Source organism: Pseudomonas arcuscaelestis (genome assembly GCF_016881005.1).
GTDB classification, from domain to species: Bacteria; Pseudomonadota; Gammaproteobacteria; order Pseudomonadales; family Pseudomonadaceae; genus Aquipseudomonas; species Aquipseudomonas arcuscaelestis.
Genome location: NZ_JACOPV010000005.1, coordinates 122,919 through 143,423 on the forward strand (window position 1 = coordinate 122,919; position 20,505 = coordinate 143,423).

Annotated in this window: 16 protein-coding genes and 4 tRNA genes; 18 read left to right on the forward strand and 2 right to left on the reverse strand. The window is 60.5% G+C overall.

Annotated elements, in window-relative coordinates:
* The first annotated feature begins 61 nt into the window (after positions 1-61).
* From asd to H8F21_RS09180, 17 genes are all read left to right on the forward strand, one after another.
* Positions 62-1,174: an aspartate-semialdehyde dehydrogenase gene (gene asd / locus H8F21_RS09100; RefSeq protein WP_203476915.1), complete on the forward strand. Its 1,113-nt coding sequence runs from the start codon at positions 62-64 to the stop codon at positions 1,172-1,174.
* A 141-nt stretch (positions 1,175-1,315) separates the two neighbouring features.
* A complete protein-coding gene (locus H8F21_RS09105; RefSeq protein ID WP_203476914.1) occupies positions 1,316-2,326 on the forward strand; it encodes an aspartate-semialdehyde dehydrogenase in 1,011 nt (336 codons plus the stop codon).
* A gap of 72 nt (positions 2,327-2,398) precedes the next feature.
* A complete protein-coding gene (locus H8F21_RS09110; RefSeq protein ID WP_203584254.1) occupies positions 2,399-5,092 on the forward strand; it encodes a FimV/HubP family polar landmark protein in 2,694 nt (897 codons plus the stop codon).
* Between the two features lie 90 nt (positions 5,093-5,182).
* Complete coding sequence (gene truA / locus H8F21_RS09115) at positions 5,183-6,058, forward strand: tRNA pseudouridine(38-40) synthase TruA (protein ID WP_203476912.1); 876 nt, start codon at positions 5,183-5,185, stop codon at positions 6,056-6,058.
* 38 nt (positions 6,059-6,096) lie between these two features.
* On the forward strand, positions 6,097-6,717 hold the full coding sequence (locus H8F21_RS09120; RefSeq protein ID WP_136475212.1) for a phosphoribosylanthranilate isomerase: 621 nt from the start codon (positions 6,097-6,099) through the stop codon (positions 6,715-6,717).
* A 281-nt stretch (positions 6,718-6,998) separates the two neighbouring features.
* Positions 6,999-7,919: an acetyl-CoA carboxylase, carboxyltransferase subunit beta gene (accD, locus tag H8F21_RS09125; protein WP_203476910.1), complete on the forward strand. Its 921-nt coding sequence runs from the start codon at positions 6,999-7,001 to the stop codon at positions 7,917-7,919.
* Complete coding sequence (folC, locus tag H8F21_RS09130) at positions 7,916-9,223, forward strand: bifunctional tetrahydrofolate synthase/dihydrofolate synthase (RefSeq protein ID WP_203543079.1); 1,308 nt, start codon at positions 7,916-7,918, stop codon at positions 9,221-9,223. The genes accD and folC overlap by 4 nt, the downstream gene beginning before the upstream one ends.
* Entirely contained in the window at positions 9,207-9,872 is a 666-nt protein-coding gene (locus H8F21_RS09135) for an SPOR domain-containing protein (protein WP_203476908.1), read from the forward strand. The genes folC and H8F21_RS09135 overlap by 17 nt, the downstream gene beginning before the upstream one ends.
* A 99-nt stretch (positions 9,873-9,971) precedes the next feature.
* Positions 9,972-10,526 carry a CvpA family protein gene (locus H8F21_RS09140; protein ID WP_203476907.1) on the forward strand — a complete coding sequence of 185 codons (555 nt, stop codon included), beginning with the start codon at positions 9,972-9,974 and terminating at the stop codon, positions 10,524-10,526.
* A gap of 41 nt (positions 10,527-10,567) precedes the next feature.
* Positions 10,568-12,073 (forward strand): amidophosphoribosyltransferase, encoded by a 1,506-nt coding sequence (gene purF, locus H8F21_RS09145; RefSeq protein WP_203476906.1) that lies wholly within the window; start codon positions 10,568-10,570, stop codon positions 12,071-12,073.
* A 15-nt stretch (positions 12,074-12,088) separates the two neighbouring features.
* Complete coding sequence (locus H8F21_RS09150) at positions 12,089-13,300, forward strand: O-succinylhomoserine sulfhydrylase (protein ID WP_203476901.1); 1,212 nt, start codon at positions 12,089-12,091, stop codon at positions 13,298-13,300.
* Entirely contained in the window at positions 13,297-14,070 is a 774-nt protein-coding gene (locus tag H8F21_RS09155; RefSeq protein ID WP_203476899.1) for an SDR family oxidoreductase, read from the forward strand. Before H8F21_RS09150 ends, H8F21_RS09155 begins: the two co-directional genes overlap by 4 nt.
* Before the next feature lie 94 nt (positions 14,071-14,164).
* Positions 14,165-14,240: transfer RNA gene (locus tag H8F21_RS09160), tRNA-Val, on the forward strand.
* 76 nt (positions 14,241-14,316) lie between these two features.
* A tRNA-Asp gene (locus H8F21_RS09165) sits at positions 14,317-14,393 on the forward strand.
* A 99-nt stretch (positions 14,394-14,492) separates the two neighbouring features.
* Positions 14,493-14,569, forward strand: a tRNA-Asp gene (locus H8F21_RS09170).
* Positions 14,570-14,680: 111 nt separating this feature from the next.
* Positions 14,681-14,757, forward strand: a tRNA-Asp gene (locus tag H8F21_RS09175).
* A 164-nt stretch (positions 14,758-14,921) separates the two neighbouring features.
* Positions 14,922-15,809, forward strand: coding sequence for a DUF2242 domain-containing protein (locus H8F21_RS09180; RefSeq protein WP_203543081.1), 888 nt, complete (start codon positions 14,922-14,924; stop codon positions 15,807-15,809).
* Positions 15,810-16,023: 214 nt separating this feature from the next.
* On the opposite strand, the gene H8F21_RS09185 is transcribed toward H8F21_RS09180, so the two are convergent.
* The gene (locus H8F21_RS09185) at positions 16,024-17,064 is read right to left on the reverse strand and encodes an AraC family transcriptional regulator (RefSeq protein WP_203543082.1); all 1,041 of its coding nucleotides are present in this window, start codon (positions 17,062-17,064) and stop codon (positions 16,024-16,026) included.
* A gap of 6 nt (positions 17,065-17,070) precedes the next feature.
* On the reverse strand, positions 17,071-18,192 hold the full coding sequence (locus tag H8F21_RS09190) for a nitrilase-related carbon-nitrogen hydrolase (protein WP_203476891.1): 1,122 nt from the start codon (positions 18,190-18,192) through the stop codon (positions 17,071-17,073).
* Positions 18,193-18,385: 193 nt separating this feature from the next.
* Here H8F21_RS09190 and H8F21_RS09195 point away from each other — a divergent pair, with 193 nt between their 5' ends.
* The gene (locus H8F21_RS09195) at positions 18,386-20,422 is read left to right on the forward strand and encodes an NADPH-dependent 2,4-dienoyl-CoA reductase (RefSeq protein WP_203476890.1); all 2,037 of its coding nucleotides are present in this window, start codon (positions 18,386-18,388) and stop codon (positions 20,420-20,422) included.
* Positions 20,423-20,505: the final 83 nt, after the last annotated feature.

The following is a 20,505-nucleotide window of genomic DNA, read 5'->3' on the forward strand; positions in this document are numbered from 1 at the left end:
GGCCCGCTGCTGTTTTTCCTTGTGAAGCAGCGGCCCACTTTTTAGCAAAGGTGTAGTTGCGATGAAACGTGTAGGTCTGATCGGTTGGCGCGGTATGGTCGGTTCCGTGCTCATGCAGCGGATGCTGGAAGAGCAGGATTTCGATCTCATCGAGCCGGTGTTCTTCACCACTTCCAACGTAGGTGGACAGGGTCCGGCTGTGGGCAAGGACATTGCTCCGCTCAAGGACGCGTACAGCATTGAAGAGCTCAAGACCCTCGATGTAATCCTGACCTGTCAGGGTGGCGACTACACCAGCGAAGTATTCCCCAAGCTGCGCGAAGCCGGCTGGCAGGGCTACTGGATCGATGCCGCCTCCAGCCTGCGCATGCAGGATGATGCGGTTATCGTTCTGGATCCGGTCAACCGCCGGGTTATCGATCAGCAACTCGACGCGGGCACCAAGAACTACATTGGTGGCAACTGCACCGTCAGCTTGATGCTGATGGGCTTGGGTGGCCTGTTCGAGGCTGGCCTGGTCGAGTGGATGAGTGCCATGACCTACCAGGCAGCGTCCGGTGCTGGTGCTCAGAACATGCGCGAGCTGATCCGTCAGATGGGCGCCACCCACGCGGCCGTGGCGGATGATCTGGCCAATCCGGCCAGCGCAATCCTCGACATCGACCGCAAGGTCGCCGAAGCCATGCGCAGCGAAGCCTATCCGACGGAAAACTTCGGTGTTCCGCTGGCGGGCAGCCTGATCCCCTGGATCGACAAGGAACTGCCTAACGGTCAAAGCCGTGAAGAGTGGAAAGCTCAGGCCGAGACCAACAAGATTCTCGGTCGCTTCAAGAGCCCGATCCCGGTTGACGGTATCTGCGTGCGCATTGGTGCAATGCGTTGCCACAGCCAGGCGCTGACCATCAAGCTGAACAAAGATGTGCCGATCGCCGATATTGAAGGCATGATCAGCCAGCACAACCCATGGGTCAAACTGGTGCCCAACCAGCGTGAGATCAGCATGCAGGAGCTCAGCCCGACCAATGTCACCGGTACGTTGAACATTCCGGTGGGGCGTCTGCGCAAGCTGAACATGGGTTCGCAGTACCTGGGTGCCTTTACTGTCGGCGACCAACTGCTGTGGGGCGCGGCCGAGCCGCTGCGTCGCATGCTGCGGATTCTGCTGGAGCGTTGATCTGACGCTGGCGGTAGCGAAGGCCCGTGCTGGTGACAGCACGGGCTTTTTTGTTGTTATCAATAGAGCCGGCAGGAACGGGCTTGCTCCGCGATTGTGGTGTAAAGTGCCGCTCCCGCCGTTCCAGCAGAGGAGTTCCCCATGAGCCAGCCTATTGATATTGCCGTTATCGGTGCCACCGGTACTGTCGGTGAAACCCTTGTGCAAATTCTTGAAGAGCAGGATTTTCCAGTGGGTACCCTGCACTTGCTGGCCAGCAATGAATCGGCTGGCAGCGGTGTGATGTTTCGCAGTAAAAGCCTGCGCGTCCGTGAAGTCGACAGCTTCGACTTCACCAAGGTCAAGCTGGTGTTTTTCGCTGCCGGCCCCGCCGTTACCCGCAGCTTCGCCCCGCGGGCCCAGGCCGCCGGTTGTGCCGTGATTGATCTGTCAGGCGGCTTGTCGGCCGAGGCGGCGCCGGCCTTGGTTCCTGAGGCCAATGCCGCACGGCTCGAAAACCTGGCTCAGCCAGTGCAGGTGAGCAGCCCGAGCGCTGCTGCCGTGGCCTTGTCGGTGGCCCTGGCGCCGCTGAAGAACTTGCTCGATATCGAGCGAATCAACGTAACTGCGTGCCTGGCAGTGTCGGCCCAAGGCCGTGAAGCAGTGAGCGAGTTGGCCCGCCAGACCGCAGAGCTGCTCAACGCGCGTCCGCTGGAGCCGCGTTTCTTCGATCGACAAATGGCCTTTAACCTGTTGGCTCAGGTCGGCGCCAACGATACCGATGGTCATGGTGCGCTCGAGCGTCGCCTGGTCGGTGAGTTGCGCGAAGTGCTGGGCTTGCCGGCGCTGAAGATTTCCGTCAGCTGCATTCAAGTCCCGGTGTTTTTCGGCGATAGCTACAGTGTGTCGGTACAAAGCCGCAAAGCGGTTGATCTGGCCGCAGTCAACGCCGCGCTTGAGGCTGCTGACAGTATTGAACTGGTCGAGGAGGGTGACTACCCGACTCCGGTGGGTGACGCGGTTGGGCAGGACGTGGTCTATGTTGGACGAGTACGCGGTGGAATTGACGAGGTCGAGCAGCTCAACCTCTGGTTGACCACCGACAATGTGCGCAAGGGCGCGGCATTGAACGCCGTGCAATTGGCGCAATTGTTGATAAAACATGTTGTGTAAAAGATACTTGCAGCTAATTTTTACCGAGAGATTGCTCGGTTGCCGGGGACGGTTCTTTCAAAGGAAGAGGTCATGCTTCGAATTCGCAAACTGGTCTTAGCAATAGCCGCGGCGTCGGCGCTGTCGTCCGGTATGGCGCATGCCCTCGGTTTGGGTGAGTTGACCCTCAAGTCGGCGCAGAATCAGCCGCTGGATGCCGAAATCGAACTGCTCGATGTTCGCGATCTCACTGCCGCCGAAATGGCCCCGAGCCTGGCGCCGCCTGAAGAGTTTGCCAAGGCCGGGATTGAACGTCCGACCTACCTCAACGGCCTGGTTTTCACCCCGGTGATCAACCCCAACGGCAAGAGTGTCTTGCGGGTGACTTCAAGTCAGGCGTTGCCGGCGCCAATGGTCAAGTTCCTGGTCCAGGTGATGTGGCCAAGCGGGCGCCTGTTGCGTGATTACAGCGTACTGGTCAACCAGGCTGCACTGCCGGGCGCCAAGCCTGAATCGACAATCAGCCCGGCGGTAAGCGCGCCGGGCAACTACACCACAGTACGCCGTGACACATTGTGGGAGATTGCCTCGAAAGCACGCCAGGGGGGCTCGGTGCAGCAGACCATGCTGGCCATTCAGGCGCTGAACCCCGATGCCTTTATCAACGGCAATATCAACTTGCTGAAAACCGGTCAGGTCTTGCGCCTGCCCGATCAGCAACAGGTCATGAGTATTCCTCAAGGCCAGGCGGTAGCCGAAGTTGCAGAGCAGTACGCCGCCTGGCGTGAAGGGCGACGACTGGGGCCGCGCGCCCGACAGCTCGACGCCACTCGCCGCACCGCCGCCGAGACGGCTCCAGCGCGAATTGCCAATCAGGACAATCTGCGACTGGTAGCGCCAGGCAGCAAAGCGGCTGCCAGTGACGGCAAGGCGGTCAGCGATAAACTTGCGATGGCGCAAGAGAGCCTCGACACCTCCCGGCGTGACAACACCGAATTGAAAAGCCGGATGAGCGATCTGCAGAGCCAGCTGGACAAGCTGGAGCGCCTGATTGCCTTGAAAAATGATCAATTGGCCAGGCTCGAAGCCCAGGGCGCCGGAGGCCAGGAACCGGCCGAAGGCACCCCGGCGCAGCCTGCCATATCCGCCCAGTTGCAATCAGCGCCGGGTGAACCGGTAGTTGCTCCAGCGCCTGCTGCGGTCGATACCGCACCGCTGGACGCCTCAACCCCTGCAAGCGAAGAAGCGGCGTCGAGCAGCACCCTCGATGATGTGCTCGGCAACCCGACCATGCTCGCATTGATCGGCGCTTCTGCGTTGCTGGTGCTGCTGTTGTTGCTGTTGCTGCTGGCGCGCAAGCGCAAGGCTGACCAGGAGGCGGAAAAGCACCTGCGCATGGCGCGTGCACTGGCTGAGGAAAGCGAGCGCAACCCGGACCTCGACTTGCCGCCGAGCAGCTTCGAGGGCCTGGACGTGCCAGCGCCTAGCGTTACCTTGGCGCCAGCGGTGGTGGCAGCCTCTGCGGCAGCTGCCAGCGCGGCAGAAGCTGGCGTCGTGGCATCCAGAGTGACTGCAGCAGACCCCGTCGAAGCACCTGTGCAGCCGCAACCTATGGCTGCGCCGCTGGTGGCGCCTGCTGCTGACGCTGCCCCCGCGCCAAGCGGCGATGCCTTGCTCGACGAGGTGGAACTGAGTATTGCCCGCGGACGCCTGAACCACGCTGCTGATCTTTTGGAGCCCGCCGTGGCTGCAGCACCAGGGCGTAGCGATTTGCGCCTGAAGTTGATGGAGGTGTATGCGCGTCAGGGTGATCGCGATGCCTTTGTTGGTCATGAGCGTCAACTGATCGCCAACGGCCAGAACCACGCGGATGTCGAGGCGCTGAAAAGCCGCTTCCCGGCCATGGTTGCGCTGGCGGCAGCGGGCGGTATCGGCGCGGCGGCGCTGGCGGCGGAAATGGACGCTCAATATGTCCAGGCGTTGCTGCAAGACGAGCCGCAGGTGCAGCCAGAGCCGGTCATCGAGCCCGAGCCCGAGCCTGAAGCGATTGTCGATGATGAGCTGGACAGTGCTTTTGACCTGAGCCTGGAAGACGACCTGCAAGGTCTGGAGCTAACCGAGCCCCTGCAGCTTGGCGAGTCGGCACCTGAACTCGAAGTGGACGTTGCGCCTGAGCCTGCAATCGAACCGGTAGTGGTTGAACCGGTTGTAGCCGAGCCGACATTTGATGAACCGCTAGTCGACGATATGGTCGAGCCGCGGGTTGAGCCTGCGCCGGTGACTCTCGATGATTTGGCTGATTTTGATCTCGACGTCGCTGCCGACCAGGTTGCCACGCTGGAGCAAGGCGAACCTGTTGATATTGCTGCCGAGTTGGCTGCCTTCGACGAAACCATGCCGGAGTTCGATTCGCTGAGCGAACTGGATCTGCCGGAAGATTTCGATCTGTCGCTGTCTCTGGACGACGACTCAACCGCAGCCAAGAGCTTTGCTTCCGAGCTTGATGACGTCAACGCTGAGCTCGACAAGTTGTCCCAGAGCCTGGAGCAACCGTCGATCGAGCCGCATTTCACGGCTGAAGACGCAATGAGTGACGATCTGGGCGACGACCTGGAGTTCGACTATCTCGGTGGGGCCGATGAGGCAGCCACCAAGCTCGACCTGGCGCGCGCATACATCGATATGGGCGATCATGATGGCGCCCGTGACATTCTTGATGAAGTACGCAAGGAGGGTAATGATGCCCAGAAGGGAGAAGCGGAGGAGATGCTTTCGCGTCTGGTCTGAGTCTTGCCCTTGCACGTCCAACGGCAGCCCTCGAGGCTGCCGTTGTCGTTATAATTCCCGCCATCTGCTTAATCGACAGGCTTTATCTTCTTGGAAATCATTGATAACACGGTTGCTGAATCGGCGGCCGAAGGCTTCTCCCGTATTGCCCTGGGTGTTGAATACAAAGGCTCGCGCTACCGTGGCTGGCAGCGTCAGGCCGATGGCGTGCCGAGTGTCCAGCAGACCCTGGAGGAAGCCCTGTCCAAAGTTGCCGATTCACCCGTTACCCTGCTGTGTGCCGGGCGTACCGACGCCGGGGTCCACGCCTGCGGGCAGGTGGTGCATTTCGACACCCAGGTAGTGCGCAGCATGAAGGCTTGGACAATGGGCGCCAATATCAACTTGCCTCATGACATCAGTGTGGCGTGGGCCAAAGAGATGCCGGCAAGTTTTCATGCTCGCTTCAAGGCTATAGCCCGGCGTTATCGCTATGTGATCTACAACGATCAGATTCGTCCGGCGCATATGGGTCAGGAAGTGACCTGGAACCACCGACCGCTGAATGTCGAACGCATGGCCCTGGCTGCCGACTATCTGGTGGGGACCCATGACTTCAGCGCCTTTCGCGCCGGTCAATGCCAGGCCAAGTCGCCGATCAAGAACATCCATCACCTGCGCGTTACCCGCCACGGCAAGATGATTGTCCTGGATATTCGCGCTAGCGCCTTCCTCCACCATATGGTGCGTAACATCGCTGGTGTGTTGATGACGATCGGTGCTGGCGAGCGCCCGGTGGAGTGGGCCAAAGAGGTGCTGGAAAGCCGCGAGCGGCGCACTGGGGGGGTTACTGCTCATCCGTTCGGTTTGTACCTGGTGCAAGTGGAGTACCACGATGAGTTTCAGTTGCCCGAGCGTTACATCGGCCCACACTTTCTCACCGGTTACGAAACGCTGGCGGCTGACGACCCACTAGCCATTTGCTAAGATCCGGAGCTTTCCAGATCAGCCAGGGTTCACAGGTCATGAGCGCAGTTCGCAGCAAAATCTGTGGTATTACTCGCATTGAAGATGCGTTGGCGGCGGCTGAGGCTGGCGCCGATGCCATCGGCCTGGTGTTTTATGCCAAGAGCCCGCGCGCGGTAGATGTGCAGCAGGCGCGGGCAATTATTGCCGCCTTGCCACCGTTCGTGACCACCGTGGGCCTGTTCGTCAACGTCAGTCGCTGTGAACTGACCGAAATCCTCGAAGCGGTACCATTGGATTTGCTGCAATTTCATGGGGATGAAACCCCGGCTGATTGTGCCGGTCATAACAGGCCGTGGATCAAGGCCCTGCGTGTGCGTCCCGGTGACGATCTCGAAGCGGCCTGCAAGTTGTATAGCGGTGCCAGCGGGATTCTTCTCGACACCTATGTCGCTGGCGTGCCGGGCGGCACGGGTGAGGCGTTCGACTGGTCGCTGGTGCCGGAAAAACTCAGCAAGCCGATTATTCTTGCCGGTGGTTTGTCGCCGCACAACGTTGCCAGCGCCATCGCTCAGGTGCGCCCTTATGCAGTAGATGTCAGTGGCGGGGTGGAGCAGGCCAAGGGCATCAAGGACAGTGCCCTGATCGAGGCTTTTATCAAGGCGGTAAAGCAGGCGTGAAAACGTCTGCCGTTGTCGATGTGACGGCTGGCCGTGCGCCATCGTCCATAGCTTTCGCAGCCAATTGCTGCCTGATCGCGCCCCTGGGCCGGTCGAAATTGCCGGGTGTCGCCGTTGGCGTCGCCCTTACAGGTTGACGATGGAGCGGTATCGGGGCACCTCGCTGTATGTGGGGCGCCGGAGCCGGTCCATCATCGCGTCATACATGAATTGAGCTCAAGGGCATACGCGCGAACCTGACAGCCAAAGCCTGTCGGTCGTCGTTACTGGAGAAAGAAAGCATGAGCAACTGGTTAGTAGACAAACTGATCCCTTCGATCATGCGTTCCGAGGTGAAGAAGAGTTCCGTGCCGGAAGGGTTGTGGCACAAGTGCCCGTCCTGCGAAGCGGTCCTGTATCGTCCGGAGCTGGAAAAGACCCTGGATGTTTGCCCTAAGTGCAACCACCACATGCGCATCGGTGCCCGCGCGCGCATCGATATTTTCCTGGATGCCGAAGGTCGCGCCGAGCTGGGTGCCGACCTGGAGCCGGTTGACCGTCTGAAATTCCGGGATGGCAAGAAGTACAAGGACCGCCTGACCGCTGCTCAGAAGCAAACGGGCGAGAAGGACGCGCTGATCTCCATGAGCGGTACTTTGCTGGGCATGCCTATTGTCGTCAGCGCCTTCGAGTTCTCGTTCATGGGTGGCTCGATGGGAGCCATTGTCGGTGAGCGCTTCGTTCGCGCTGCCAACTATGCCCTGGAAAACCGCTGCCCAATGGTGTGCTTCTCGGCCTCTGGTGGTGCCCGTATGCAGGAAGCGCTGATCTCGCTGATGCAGATGGCCAAGACCTCGGCGGTGCTTGCACGCTTGCGCGAAGAGGGTATTCCATTCATCTCGGTGTTGACCGACCCCGTCTACGGCGGTGTTTCGGCGAGCCTGGCAATGCTGGGTGACGTTATCGTCGGTGAGCCCAAGGCCCTGATCGGCTTCGCAGGTCCTCGTGTCATCGAGCAGACTGTGCGTGAAAAACTGCCAGAAGGCTTCCAGCGTAGCGAGTTCCTCCTGGAACACGGCGCAATCGACATGATCATTCCACGTCAGGAACTGCGTCATCGCCTGGGCAACCTGTTGGCACAAATGATGGGCCTGCCGACGCCTAAGTTCGTCGAGCCAGTGCTTGAGCCGATCGTCGTACCACCGGTGCCTGCCAACGTATGACCCAACGTACCCTTGGCGACTGGCTCGCCTATCTCGAGCAGTTGCACCCCTCGGCCATCGATATGGGCTTGGCGCGTTCGCAACAGGTTGCGGCCAGGCTCGGGCTGGACAAGCCGGCGCCACGGGTCGTCACCGTGACCGGCACCAATGGCAAGGGCTCGACCTGCGCCTTCGTGGCGGCGTTGTTGCGGGCCCAGGGCCTCAAGGTCGGGGTCTATAGCTCGCCACACCTGCTGCGTTACAACGAGCGTGTGCTGATCGACGGCCAGGAAGCCGACGATCAGCAGCTATGTGATGCGTTTGCCGCCGTTGAAGCCGCTCGTGGTGAAACGTCGTTGACCTATTTCGAGGCCGGTACCCTGGCTGCCTTCTGGCTGTTCAAGCAGTCGGCTCTGGATGCCGTGGTGCTTGAAGTCGGCTTGGGTGGGCGCCTGGATACCGTCAACATCGTCGATGCCGACGTGGCGCTGGTTACCAGTATTGGTGTTGACCATACCGATTACCTGGGCGATACCCGCGAGTCTGTGGCATATGAAAAAGCCGGTATTTTCCGTCAGGGCAAGCCTGCGCTGTGTGGTGATCTGAATCCGCCACAGCCACTGCTCGACAAGGTCCGTGAGCTGGGTTGTCCATTCCTGCTGCGTGGTCGTGATTTCGACCTGGCCTGTACCGATCAGTATTGGCAGTGGCGGGGCGTGGATAGCCGCGGCCAGCAGGTCGAGCTGCACGATCTGCCATTGCTCGACCTGCCAATGGAAAACGCAGCGCTGGCGCTGCAAGCCTACCTGCTGATGGATCTGCCCTGGGAGGCCGGGCAGATCGCCGCGGTGTTGCAGTCCACGCGCATGGTCGGTCGTCTGGACCGACGCGCATTTCGCTGGCAAGGCAAGGCGTTGACTATCCTCATGGATGTTGGCCATAACCCGCATGCTGCCGAGTACCTGGCCCAACGCCTCGCGGCAAGGCCGGTGGTGGGCAAGCGTCTGGCCGTATTCGGTCTTCTCGTCGACAAGGACCTGGACGGCGTAGTGCAACCGTTGTTGGGTGCGGTTCAGCGTTGGGCGGTTGCGCCTCTGGATACTGCTCGCAGTCGGTCTGCAGGCGAGCTTGAAGTGACCCTGGCGAACCTCGGTGCGCAGGTGAAGTCTTATTCCAGCGTGGCACAAGCCCTTGACGGGCAGTGTGCGCTGGCAACGGCAGAAGATGAAATTCTCCTGTTCGGATCGTTTTTCTGTGTCGGCGAGGCCCTGCAGTGGCTGGATCGGCAGGCCACGGAGGAAGAAGCAAATGGCATTGCTGGATAAAGTGGTCAAGCAACGGATGGTCGGGGCGCTGGTGCTGGTGGCATTGGCGGTGATTTTCCTGCCGATGTTGTTTTCCCGGGAGGACGAAATGCGCCAGGTACGTGTCGAAGCCCCTGACGCGCCCATAGCGCCAAGCATGACCCCGGTTCAGGTAGAGCCGGTGCAGGTGCCGGAGCCAAAGGTGTTGCCAGAAGAAAACCCGGTGATTGTCGATGAGTCCACGGCGCCAGCCCAGACCCCGAGCGCACCGATTGCTCCTGCCCCGACCGTTGTGCCTGAGCCCGTGACTGCTCCAGTGCCCGCCCCCGCTGTAGCGGCCAAGCCTGTGACACCGCCGCCAGCGGCCAAGCCGGCCCCGGCCGTTGCCACTGCGGCCAAGCCTGCGGCAGGCAAGATCGACGCCAATGGCCTGCCGGTCAGTTGGTCGGTGCAATTGGCCAGCCTGTCCAACCGGGCCGGGGCCGACAACCTGCAGAAAACCCTGCGCAGCCAGGGTTACAATGCCTACATTCGTTCTGCCGGCGGTATGAATCGGGTGTACGTTGGGCCGTTGATCGAGCGTGCTGAAGCTGAGCGTCTGCGGGACGTGATCAGCCGCCAGCAGAAGCTCAACGGCATTGTCGTGCGCTTCCAGCCCGAGCGCGGCTGAGTGTTCGTCGCCCGGCCCGCGCCGGGCGACAAATCACTGCTTACCGACAGCCCGTTGCTCTGGTAAAATGCGCCGCCTTATCCGTTTGCAGGCAACACTGTGGCATTTACCTGGGTCGACTGGGCGATTTTCGCGATCATCGCCATTTCTTCGCTTATCAGTCTCAAGCGCGGCTTTGTCAAAGAGGCCTTGTCGCTGCTTACCTGGATCATTGCCGGCGCTGTAGCCTGGATGTTCGGTGGCTCGCTGTCGCAGTACCTGGAGTCTTACATCCAGACGCCTTCGGCCCGGGTCATCGCAGGATGCGCCATTCTTTTCGTCGCCACCCTGCTGGTGGGGGCCATGATCAATTTTCTCATCGGCGAGCTGATTCGCGTCACCGGACTTTCCGGGACCGACCGCTTTCTGGGCATGGCATTCGGTGCCGCCCGAGGGGCCTTGCTGGTGGTGGTGGCCGTCGGGCTGTTGAGCCTGGGGCCGGTACAACAAGATCAGTGGTGGCAGGATTCTCGCCTGATACCACAATTTCTATTGGTAGCTGACTGGTCGAAAAACCTCATCCTGGGGTTCACCAGCCAGTGGTTAGCCAGCGGGATCAGCGCACCGGCTGATCTTCCGTTCAAGGAGCAGATCCTGGGGCCGAAAACGCCTTGAGAGCTGCTCAGTCCAGTTTCATTAAGTAGGGGTTGCGTCGCATGTGTGGCATCGTCGGTATCGTCGGTAAGTCGAACGTCAATCAGGCGCTGTATGACGCGCTAACCGTCCTCCAGCACCGCGGCCAGGACGCTGCCGGTATTGTGACCAGTCATGATGGCCGGTTATTCCTGCGCAAGGACAACGGCCTGGTCCGTGACGTATTTCAACAGCGCCATATGCAGCGCCTGGTCGGCCACATGGGCATTGGCCATGTGCGCTACCCGACGGCGGGCAGCTCGACCTCGGCCGAGGCCCAGCCGTTCTACGTCAACTCGCCGTACGGCATCACCCTGGCGCACAACGGTAACTTGACCAACGTTGAACAGTTGGCCAAGGAGATCTACGAGTCTGATCTGCGTCACGTCAATACCAACTCCGACTCCGAAGTCCTGCTCAACGTCTTTGCTCACGAGCTGGCGGTGCGCGGCAAGCTGCAGCCGACCGAAGAAGACGTGTTCGCCGCCGTGACCGACGTGCACAACCGTTGCGTTGGCGGCTACGCGGTCGTGGCGATGATCACCGGTTATGGCATCGTTGGTTTCCGTGACCCTAACGGTATTCGTCCAATCGTTTTCGGCCAGCGTCATACCGACGAAGGTGTCGAGTACATGATCGCCTCCGAAAGCGTTTCCCTGGACGTGCTCGGCTTCACCCTGATCCGCGACCTGGCCCCGGGTGAAGCGGTTTACATCACCGAAGAAGGCAAATTGCACACCCGTCAGTGCGCAATCAACCCGCAATTGTCGCCGTGCATCTTCGAGCACGTTTACCTGGCTCGCCCTGACTCGATCATCGACGGCGTTTCGGTCTACAAGGCGCGCCTTCGCATGGGCGAAAAACTCGCCGAGAAGATCTTGCGCGAGCGTCCGGAACACGACATCGACGTGGTCATCCCGATTCCCGACACCAGCCGTACCGCCGCTCTCGAGCTGGCAAACCGCCTGGGCGTCAAGTTCCGTGAAGGCTTCGTCAAGAACCGCTACATCGGTCGTACCTTCATCATGCCCGGCCAGGCCGCGCGCAAGAAGTCGGTGCGCCAGAAGCTCAACGCCATCGAGCTGGAATTTCGCGGCAAGAACGTGATGCTGGTGGACGATTCCATTGTCCGCGGCACCACCTGCAAGCAGATCATCCAGATGGCTCGCGAAGCCGGAGCGAAGAACGTCTACTTCTGCTCGGCAGCGCCAGCGGTGCGTTTCCCTAACGTCTACGGCATCGACATGCCGAGCGCTCATGAACTGATCGCGCACAATCGCAGCACTGAAGATGTGGCCGAGCTGATCGGCGCCGACTGGCTGGTTTACCAGGACCTGCCGGACCTCATCGAATCCGTGGGTGGTGGCAAGATCAAGATTGAGCATTTCGACTGCGCAGTGTTCGACGGCAAATATGTGACCGGCGACATTGACGAGGCCTACCTGGAAAAGATCGAGCAGGCGCGTAACGACGCCTCCAAGGTCAAGAACCAGGCGGTCAGCGCGATCATCGACCTCTACAATAATTGATTTAGGAGTGGCGGCATGACACAGGAATGGGATGCCGGACGCCTGGACAGCGACCTCGAAGGGGTCGCTTTCGATACGCTGGCGGTACGCGCCGGCCAACATCGCACGCCGGAGGGTGAGCACAGCGATCCGCTGTTCTTCACCTCCAGCTACGTGTTCCGTACAGCGGCCGATGCCGCTGCACGGTTCGCCGGCGAGGTTCCAGGCAACGTCTATTCACGCTACACCAACCCCACCGTACGTGCGTTCGAAGAGCGCATGGCCGCCCTGGAAGGCGCTGAGCAAGCAGTGGCGACGTCCACCGGCATGTCGGCGATCCTGTCCACGGTAATGGCCTTGTGCAGCGCTGGCGACCATATACTGGTCTCGCAGAGTGTATTCGGCTCGACCATCAGCCTGTTCGAGAAGTATTTCAAGCGTTTTGGCGTGCAGGTCGATTACGTACCGCTGGTTGATCTGGCCGGCTGGGATGCGGCAATCAAGGCCAATACCAAGCTGTTGTTCGTCGAGTCGCCGTCCAATCCGCTGGCCGAGCTTGTGGATATTGCGGCACTGGCCGAAATCGCTCACGCCAAGGGTGCTCAGTTGGTCGTCGACAACTGCTTCAGCACACCGGCCTTGCAGCAACCGCTGAAGCTGGGTGCCGACATCGTCGTGCATTCGGCCACCAAGTTCATCGATGGCCAGGGCCGTTGCATGGGCGGTGTGGTTGCCGGGCGAAGCGAGCAGATGAAAGAGGTCGTGGGCTTTTTGCGCACCGCCGGGCCATCGTTGAGTCCGTTCAATGCCTGGATCTTCCTCAAGGGCCTGGAAACGCTCAATCTGCGTATGCGCGCCCACTGTGCCAGCGCACAGATTCTGGCCGAATGGCTGGAACAGCAGGACGGCATTGAAAAGGTTCACTACGCGGGGCTGCAGAGCCATCCGCAGCATGCTCTGGCGAAAAGCCAGATGAGCGGCTTTGGTGCTGTAGTGAGCTTTGAGGTCAAGGGCGGCAAAGAGGGTGCCTGGCGCTTCATCGATGCCACGCGTCTGATCTCGATCACCGCCAACCTTGGTGACAGCAAGACCACCATCACCCATCCGGGCACCACTTCCCACGGCCGTCTGTCGCCGCAGGAGCGTGAGGCCGCCGGTATTCGCGATAGCCTGATTCGCGTGGCCGTGGGTCTGGAAGATGTCGCCGACCTCAAGGCCGATTTGGCCCGCGGTCTGGAAGCGCTGTGATCGACTGGTCAGCGGGCGATAGCAGCCATAACGGTCGCGTCGCCCTGGTGACCGGTGCGGCACGCGGCATCGGCCTGGGCATTGCTGCCTGGCTGATCGCCGAGGGCTGGCAAGTGGTGCTTACCGATCTGGATCGGGTACGCGGCGCCAAGGCGGCGAAGGTGCTTGGGGACAACGCCTGGTTCATCGGCATGGATGTCGCCGATGAGACCCAGGTGAAGGTCACGGTGGCTGAAGTACTTGGCCAGTTTGGTCGCCTCGATGCCCTGGTGTGCAATGCCGCCGTTGCCGATCCGCACAACACCACCCTGGAAACCCTGAGTCTTGCGCACTGGAACCGGGTGCTGGCGGTTAATCTCGGAGGGCCGATGCTATTGGCCAAGCACTGTGCGCCGTATCTGCGCGCCCACGGTGGTGCGATCGTTAACCTAGCGTCCACCCGCGCTGCGCAATCGGAGCCCGACACCGAAGCTTATGCGGCCAGCAAGGGCGGCCTGCTGGCGCTGACCCATGCCCTGGCGATGAGCCTGGGGCCGGAAATCCGCGTCAATGCTGTAAGCCCCGGCTGGATCGACGCACGCGACCCCTCGGAGCGTCGTGCCGAGCCACTGAGTGAAGAGGATCATGCCCAGCATCCGGCGGGCAGGGTAGGGACGGTAGAAGACGTGGCAGCCATGGTTGCCTGGCTGTTGTCGCGCAATGCCGGCTTTGTCACTGGCCAGGAGTTCGTGGTCGACGGCGGTATGACCAAGAAGATGATCTACAAGTAACAATGCTTTTTTGCCCTTTTTGAAAAAAACTTCAACAGGGGTATTGACTTAGCATCGATACCTGCGTAAATTTCGCCACCTCAGCGAAGCACACGGGTGATTAGCTCAGCCGGGAGAGCATCTGCCTTACAAGCAGAGGGTCGGCGGTTCGATCCCGTCATCACCCACCACTTCCTGAGATGTTCCTGGCCCGACACTTTCCAACGAGAGTGTTACCAGAGAGGAACAGGACGCAAGTCCATATGCGCAGCGGTAGTTCAGTCGGTTAGAATACCGGCCTGTCACGCCGGGGGTCGCGGGTTCGAGTCCCGTCCGCTGCGCCACTTTTCTCCAGATCGGTTTAACGACCGGTTTGAGGTCAGAAGGCACTTAAGCCTTCAGGCCAGATCCCAGTTTCAAGCAAGCTAAGGCTTGTACGATACGCAGCGGTAGTTCAGTCGGTTAGAATACCGGCCTGTCACGCCGGGGGTCGCGGGTTCGAGTCCCGTCCGCTGCGCCATATTTCTTCGAGGCCCTTGAACTCCTCGAAGTAACAAAGAGAGCGACCTAAGGTTCGCTTTTTTTGTGCCTGAGATCAGCGGCTATTTAGCGATCCAGGTCAGCACGACACGCAGCGGTAGTTCAGTCGGTTAGAATACCGGCCTGTCACGCCGGGGGTCGCGGGTTCGAGTCCCGTCCGCTGCGCCATATTGAAGTATCAAAGAAAGCGACCTACGGGTCGCTTTTTTTGTGGCCGCGCATTTTTGCGACAAGGGCAGAATTAATTTTCCAGGGAGATCGTCTGCCTGCGGTTTCGTAGATCTGCCGATGTGTTGCACAATAGGCGCCGATCGTTTTACTCAGGATTTGCAATGTCACAGTCAACCGTCTTCAGTGCGCTTGGGCTGGCCCTGGTGCTGGCGGGTATTTCAGGCTGTTCTTCGAAGAAAGCTGCCATCTACGAACACGAAAATTTCGACGATTCCGGAACCTATTCGCGCAGCTTCGCAGTGAGCGAAGCGGGTAGCTGCGAGGCTGCCCGGCGCGCCTTGCTCAGCCAGGGCTACATCATCACCAGCAGCGATGCAGGGCAGGTCAACGGCAACAAAAGCTTCCAGCAGACCGGCGAATCGCACCTGCAGATCAGTTTCAATGTGGTCTGTGCTCGCGACAGCGGTGACGAACAGCGTTCAACCATGTTCGCCAACGCCCTGCAGGACCGCTACGCTCTGAAAAAATCCAATACCTCGGCAAGTGTCGGGGTAGGGGTGTTGGGCTCGCTGTCGATGCCAATCGGCTCCACGGACGACTCAATGGTCAAGGTCGCCAGCGAAACAGTCACCTCGGCCAAGTTTTATGAGCGTTATTTCGCGCTGGTCGAAAGTTTCCTGCCCAAAGAACAGAAGAAAAAGGTATCGCTGAAAAAGCCGGTTGAGAAACCCGCGCCCGCACTGGGTATACCCGAGAGCGTCCCTGTGGCGGCGCCAGCGGCTCTGGCGCCGGTCGAAGCGCCAATTCCGGTGGCAACCCCTGCGGTTGTCGCACCAGCGCCCGTAACGCCCGCAACGGCCGTACCGGTCGTCGAGGCTGCACCGGCTCCGGTCGTCGATGACAGCAGCGGCTCCCAGCCGGTGCCTCCCCCTGTCGAAGCTGCGCCAATCAATGTCGAACCTTCGACGCCGACGCCGGCCGCTACCGAACCTGCCTCGACCCCGGCGCCGCCAGCACCGGCAAACAGTCCTGAACAGGTTGCCCCCTAGGCGAGGATAATTTTTCCATCCACTGCTACGTTGTGTTGATAAGCGTCATTGTCATTTTTCTTTCATCGCGGCACTTTAGGCTCGATGACGAATCAATGAAATGAATGAAAACGACGGAGCAGAAGATGGACGATTATCAAGAAGAACTACTCGAGTACCGCGCCTTTGAGCTTGACCCACTCGAGCCTGCCGAAGACGCCACCGAGCTGTAGCATCAGCCGGTGCGCCGCTGGCTGCGACGAAACTCTCCCGGGGTCATGCTGTTCCAGCGCTTGAATGCACGTTGAAAGGCTTCCGCGGAAGCAAACCCGAGCAGATAAGCTATCTCGCCAAAGGCCAGTTCGGTGTCGCGAATGTAGGTCATGGCCAGGTCGCGACGGGTGTCATTGAGGATCGCCCGAAACTGTGTGCCTTCCTCGGCCAGCTTGCGCCGCAATGTCCAGGTAGGCAGTTGCAGGTGCTGCGCCACTTCTTCCAGGTCCGGTTCCCGACCGCCGTTTAGCAACGGTCCCAGCAAGTGGGCGATGCGTTCGCTCAAGCTGCGCACGCGGGTGCGTTGCTCCAGTTCCGCCTCACACAACTTCAACAGATGCTGCCAGGTGCTGGGGCAGTGCGCAGGGTTGCTCAGTGCCAGGCTTGTGCGATTGAGGTGTAGCTGATTGGTGGGGGCGCAAAACTGTATCGGGCTGCTGCTCAAGGCCTGGTAGTGGTCGGCATAGACCGGAGCGTCGAACTCAATCTCCACGCGATCGGCCACAAGGTTCACCCCGGCAAGGCTCGACAGCTGGGACAGCCAGCCAGACAGCAGAGAATCCACCACAAAGCGGTTGTACGCGTTGTAGGGGCTGATGGAGTAAAACCGTAGCCAGGCGCCGCTGCTGTCTTCATGAAAGCTTGAGTGGCCGCGGTAGTTGGCGGCATACAGCGGCTCAAATCGCAGCAGTGTGCGCGCTGCCTCGCCTACCGTCGGTGCCTGGGCAGCGGTAACCCCGGCGAGGCCCGCCTGGCTCAAACGACTGATTCGGCCCATGTGCAGGCCCAAGGCCGGTTCGCCGGTCAGTTCGATGGCGGCATGGCCCAGGTGCATGTAGCGCGGGATCGACAAGCGTGCCCCGGCTTCAGCCAGGCGTGTTTCGTCCAGCCCGTAGCGCTGCAGCAGCGATGTAGGGTCGATGCCGCGTTGCTGCAGGGTTTCGCTAAGGCTCTGGATGAAGCCGACAGACAGATCCCCCAGGCGCATCCGTGGGCGAGTCATCGCGCACTACAACCACAGATTGAGCATGCGGGCGCCGCTGGCGCTGCTGCTTTGCAGGTTGAGACCGGCGTGGTTGGCAAAGCCCTGGCCTTCAGCTACGACGTCCCAGAACCGCCCGTGCAGAAACACGCTCATGCTGCTCATGCCACTGGGGTTGGCGTTGCGGGTCAACTGTTGCCAGGCTTGGGCTTCGCTGATTTCTCCAGGTTTGACCGGCAGCGAAGCCGCCAATGGCTGGTGCCGGTTACCGCGCCAGGGGCCATTCCAACTGCCTTTGCCGCCGAGGAAGGCGGGATTGGCTAGAATCTGCGCCGACTGGTTGGCCAGCTGTTGTTGATTGCTGGGGTACCAGCTATCGCTGCCGATCAGCACGCCCAGGCGACCTGCCGGGGTCTGCACTACCTGCGGTGGCTGGTCGATGCCACTGCTGATATAGCGGCGTACTTCGCTGTCAGGGTGTTGCTGGCGCAGGGGCTGGCCGAGCACCGAACCGTCGCCGGCGAATACCAGGCTGCTGTTGTACAGCGCGCCAGAACCGGCGTGCAGGGTACCGTGCTCGACATAGGGTGATGGCAAGACAATCGAGCCTGCCACCAGGGTCACGCCAAACTCTTTGGCCAGACCGCCGAAAACCTGCTGGTAGTCGCTGGCCATTTGCTGGGCCTTCATGCGCAAGTGAGCATCAGAGCGACGGTCGTCTCCTTCGGCGCCAAGCATGGCCATGCCGTAACTGACCGGATTGCTAAGTTCCAGCCACTTCCAGGCTTCACGGCGGTCAGTGACCTGGTACAGCTCGTTCTTTTCTCCTCGGGCCCAGAGCCAGGTGCCGATATGTTCCGGCAGGATGACGATAGTCCGGGCGTTAACCAGCCCGCGCGCACGGGCCTGCTCGAGGTAAGCGGCGAGTTTGCGGTGCAGGCGTTGCAGGTTCTGATAGTCGCTGGGGAATAGTTGCGGCTCGACGCCCAGCAGGTTGCCGTGCTCGGTGGGGACGCCTTCGCTCATGACCAGGTCAATGCGCAGGTCCGACAGGTAATGGCCGGTCGGCCGTCGCTCGGTCCAGAACCCGTAGCCACAGAGTGCGGCAATAACAATCAGCGCCAGGGCGCTCAACAGAAGTTTTCGCATGAAACAGCACAGCGCCGACGAAGGATTCGGCCTCTAGGGTAGACCTCGGGTGCAGTAGGATCAATAACTTGTCACTTTCGGTCATTGAGCCTTGTGCCCGTGCTCTTTAATGTCGCCCTCAGATAACTGACGGGCGCCACCAACCTTGGCGAGGTGCCCGCATCCTGTGATTACGCCTGTTGTGGAGTTCACTATGGCCGCCGCTCGTTACCCGCATTTGCTCGCCCCGCTGGACCTGGGTTTTACCACCTTGCGCAACCGTACCCTGATGGGCTCGATGCACACCGGCCTGGAGGAAAAGCCAGGTGGCTTCGAGCGTATGGCGGCTTATTTCGCCGAGCGCGCCCGTGGCGGTGTCGGCCTGATGGTTACTGGCGGTATCGGTCCGAACGTCGAGGGCGGGGTTTACTCCGGCGCTGCCAAACTGAGCACCCCGGAAGAAGCCGAAAAGCACCGTATCGTCACTCAGGCCGTGCATGAGGCGGGTGGCAAGATCTGCATGCAGATCCTTCATGCCGGTCGTTACGCCTACAGCCCCAAGTCGGTGGCGCCAAGCGCCATTCAGGCACCGATCAACCCGTTCAAGCCTCGCGAGCTGGACGAAGAGGGCATCGAAAAGCAGATCCAGGATTTCGTCAATTGCTCGTTGCTGGCACAAAGCGCCGAATACGATGGTGTCGAAATCATGGGTTCGGAAGGTTACTTCATCAACCAGTTCCTCGCCGCCCACACCAACCACCGCACTGACCGTTGGGGTGGCAGCTATGAAAACCGCATGCGCCTGGCGGTGGAGATCGTCAGCCGCGTGCGTGAGGCTGTCGGTCCGAATTTCATCATCATCTTCCGTTTGTCGATGCTCGACCTCATCGAGGGTGGCAGCAATTGGGAAGAGATCGTGCAATTGGCCCAAGCGATCGAGAAGGCAGGTGCAACCATCATCAACACCGGTATCGGCTGGCACGAAGCACGAATTCCAACCATCGCCACCAAGGTTCCGCGGGCCGCCTTCAGCAAGGTCACGGCCAAATTGCGCGGTGCGGTGCAGATCCCGTTGATCACCACCAACCGCATCAACACCCCGGAAGTGGCCGAGCAGATCCTCGCCGAAGGCGATGCCGACATGGTATCGATGGCGCGCCCATTCCTCGCCGACCCTGAGTTCGTCAACAAGGCGGCGGCCGGACGTGGCGACGAGATCAACACCTGCATCGGTTGCAACCAGGCCTGTCTGGACCACACCTTCGGCGGCAAGTTGACCAGTTGCCTGGTCAATCCACGTGCTTGTCATGAAACCGAGCTCAACTATCTGCCGGTGACCCAGGTCAAGCAGATTGCTGTCGTCGGCGCCGGCCCAGCCGGACTTGCTGCTGCCACCGTGGCAGCCGAACGCGGCCATCAGGTGACGCTGTTCGATTCGGCCAGCGAGATTGGCGGCCAGTTCAACGTCGCCAAGCGCGTACCGGGCAAGGAAGAGTTCTACGAAACCCTGCGTTACTTCAAGCGCAAGCTGCAGACTACCGGCGTGGAGGTGTGCCTCAACACCCGTGTCGATGTCGAGCAACTGGCAGCCGCTGGCTACGACGAGATCATTCTGGCGACCGGTATCGCGCCGCGCCTGCCTGCCATTGCGGGGATCGAGCACAGCAAAGTGCTGAGTTATCTGGACGTCCTGCTTGAGCGCAAGCCGGTAGGGCAGAAGGTGGCTGTGATTGGCGCTGGCGGTATTGGCTTTGATGTTAGCGAGTATCTGGTTCACCAAGGCGTGGCCACCAGTCAGGATCGCGAGGCATTCTGGAAAGAATGGGGCATCGACACCGCCTTGAATGCGCGGGGTGGTGTGGCGGGTATCAAGGCTGAGCCGCATGCCCCGGCGCGTCAGGTGTTCCTCCTGCAGCGCAAGAAAACCAAGGTCGGCGACGGCCTGGGCAAGACCACGGGCTGGATTCACCGCACCGGCTTGAAGAACAAGCAGGTTCAGATGCTCAACAGTGTCGAATACCTGAGCATCGATGATGCCGGTTTGCATATCCGTATCGGTGAGGGCGAGCCGCAACTTCTGCCGGTTGATAACGTGGTCATCTGTGCCGGGCAAGACCCACTGCGTGAACTGTACGATGGCCTGCAGGCTGCCGGGCAGTCGGTGCATTTGATTGGCGGCGCCGATGTGGCCGCCGAGCTGGATGCCAAGCGGGCGATCAACCAGGGTTCACGTCTGGCGGCGGCGCTCTAAGCACTTAACTTCACGCGTCGCGCGCGGCGGGGTGTCTATCCCGTCGCGCTGTTAGACTGCTGCTTCCTTGTGGCAGTGATCTG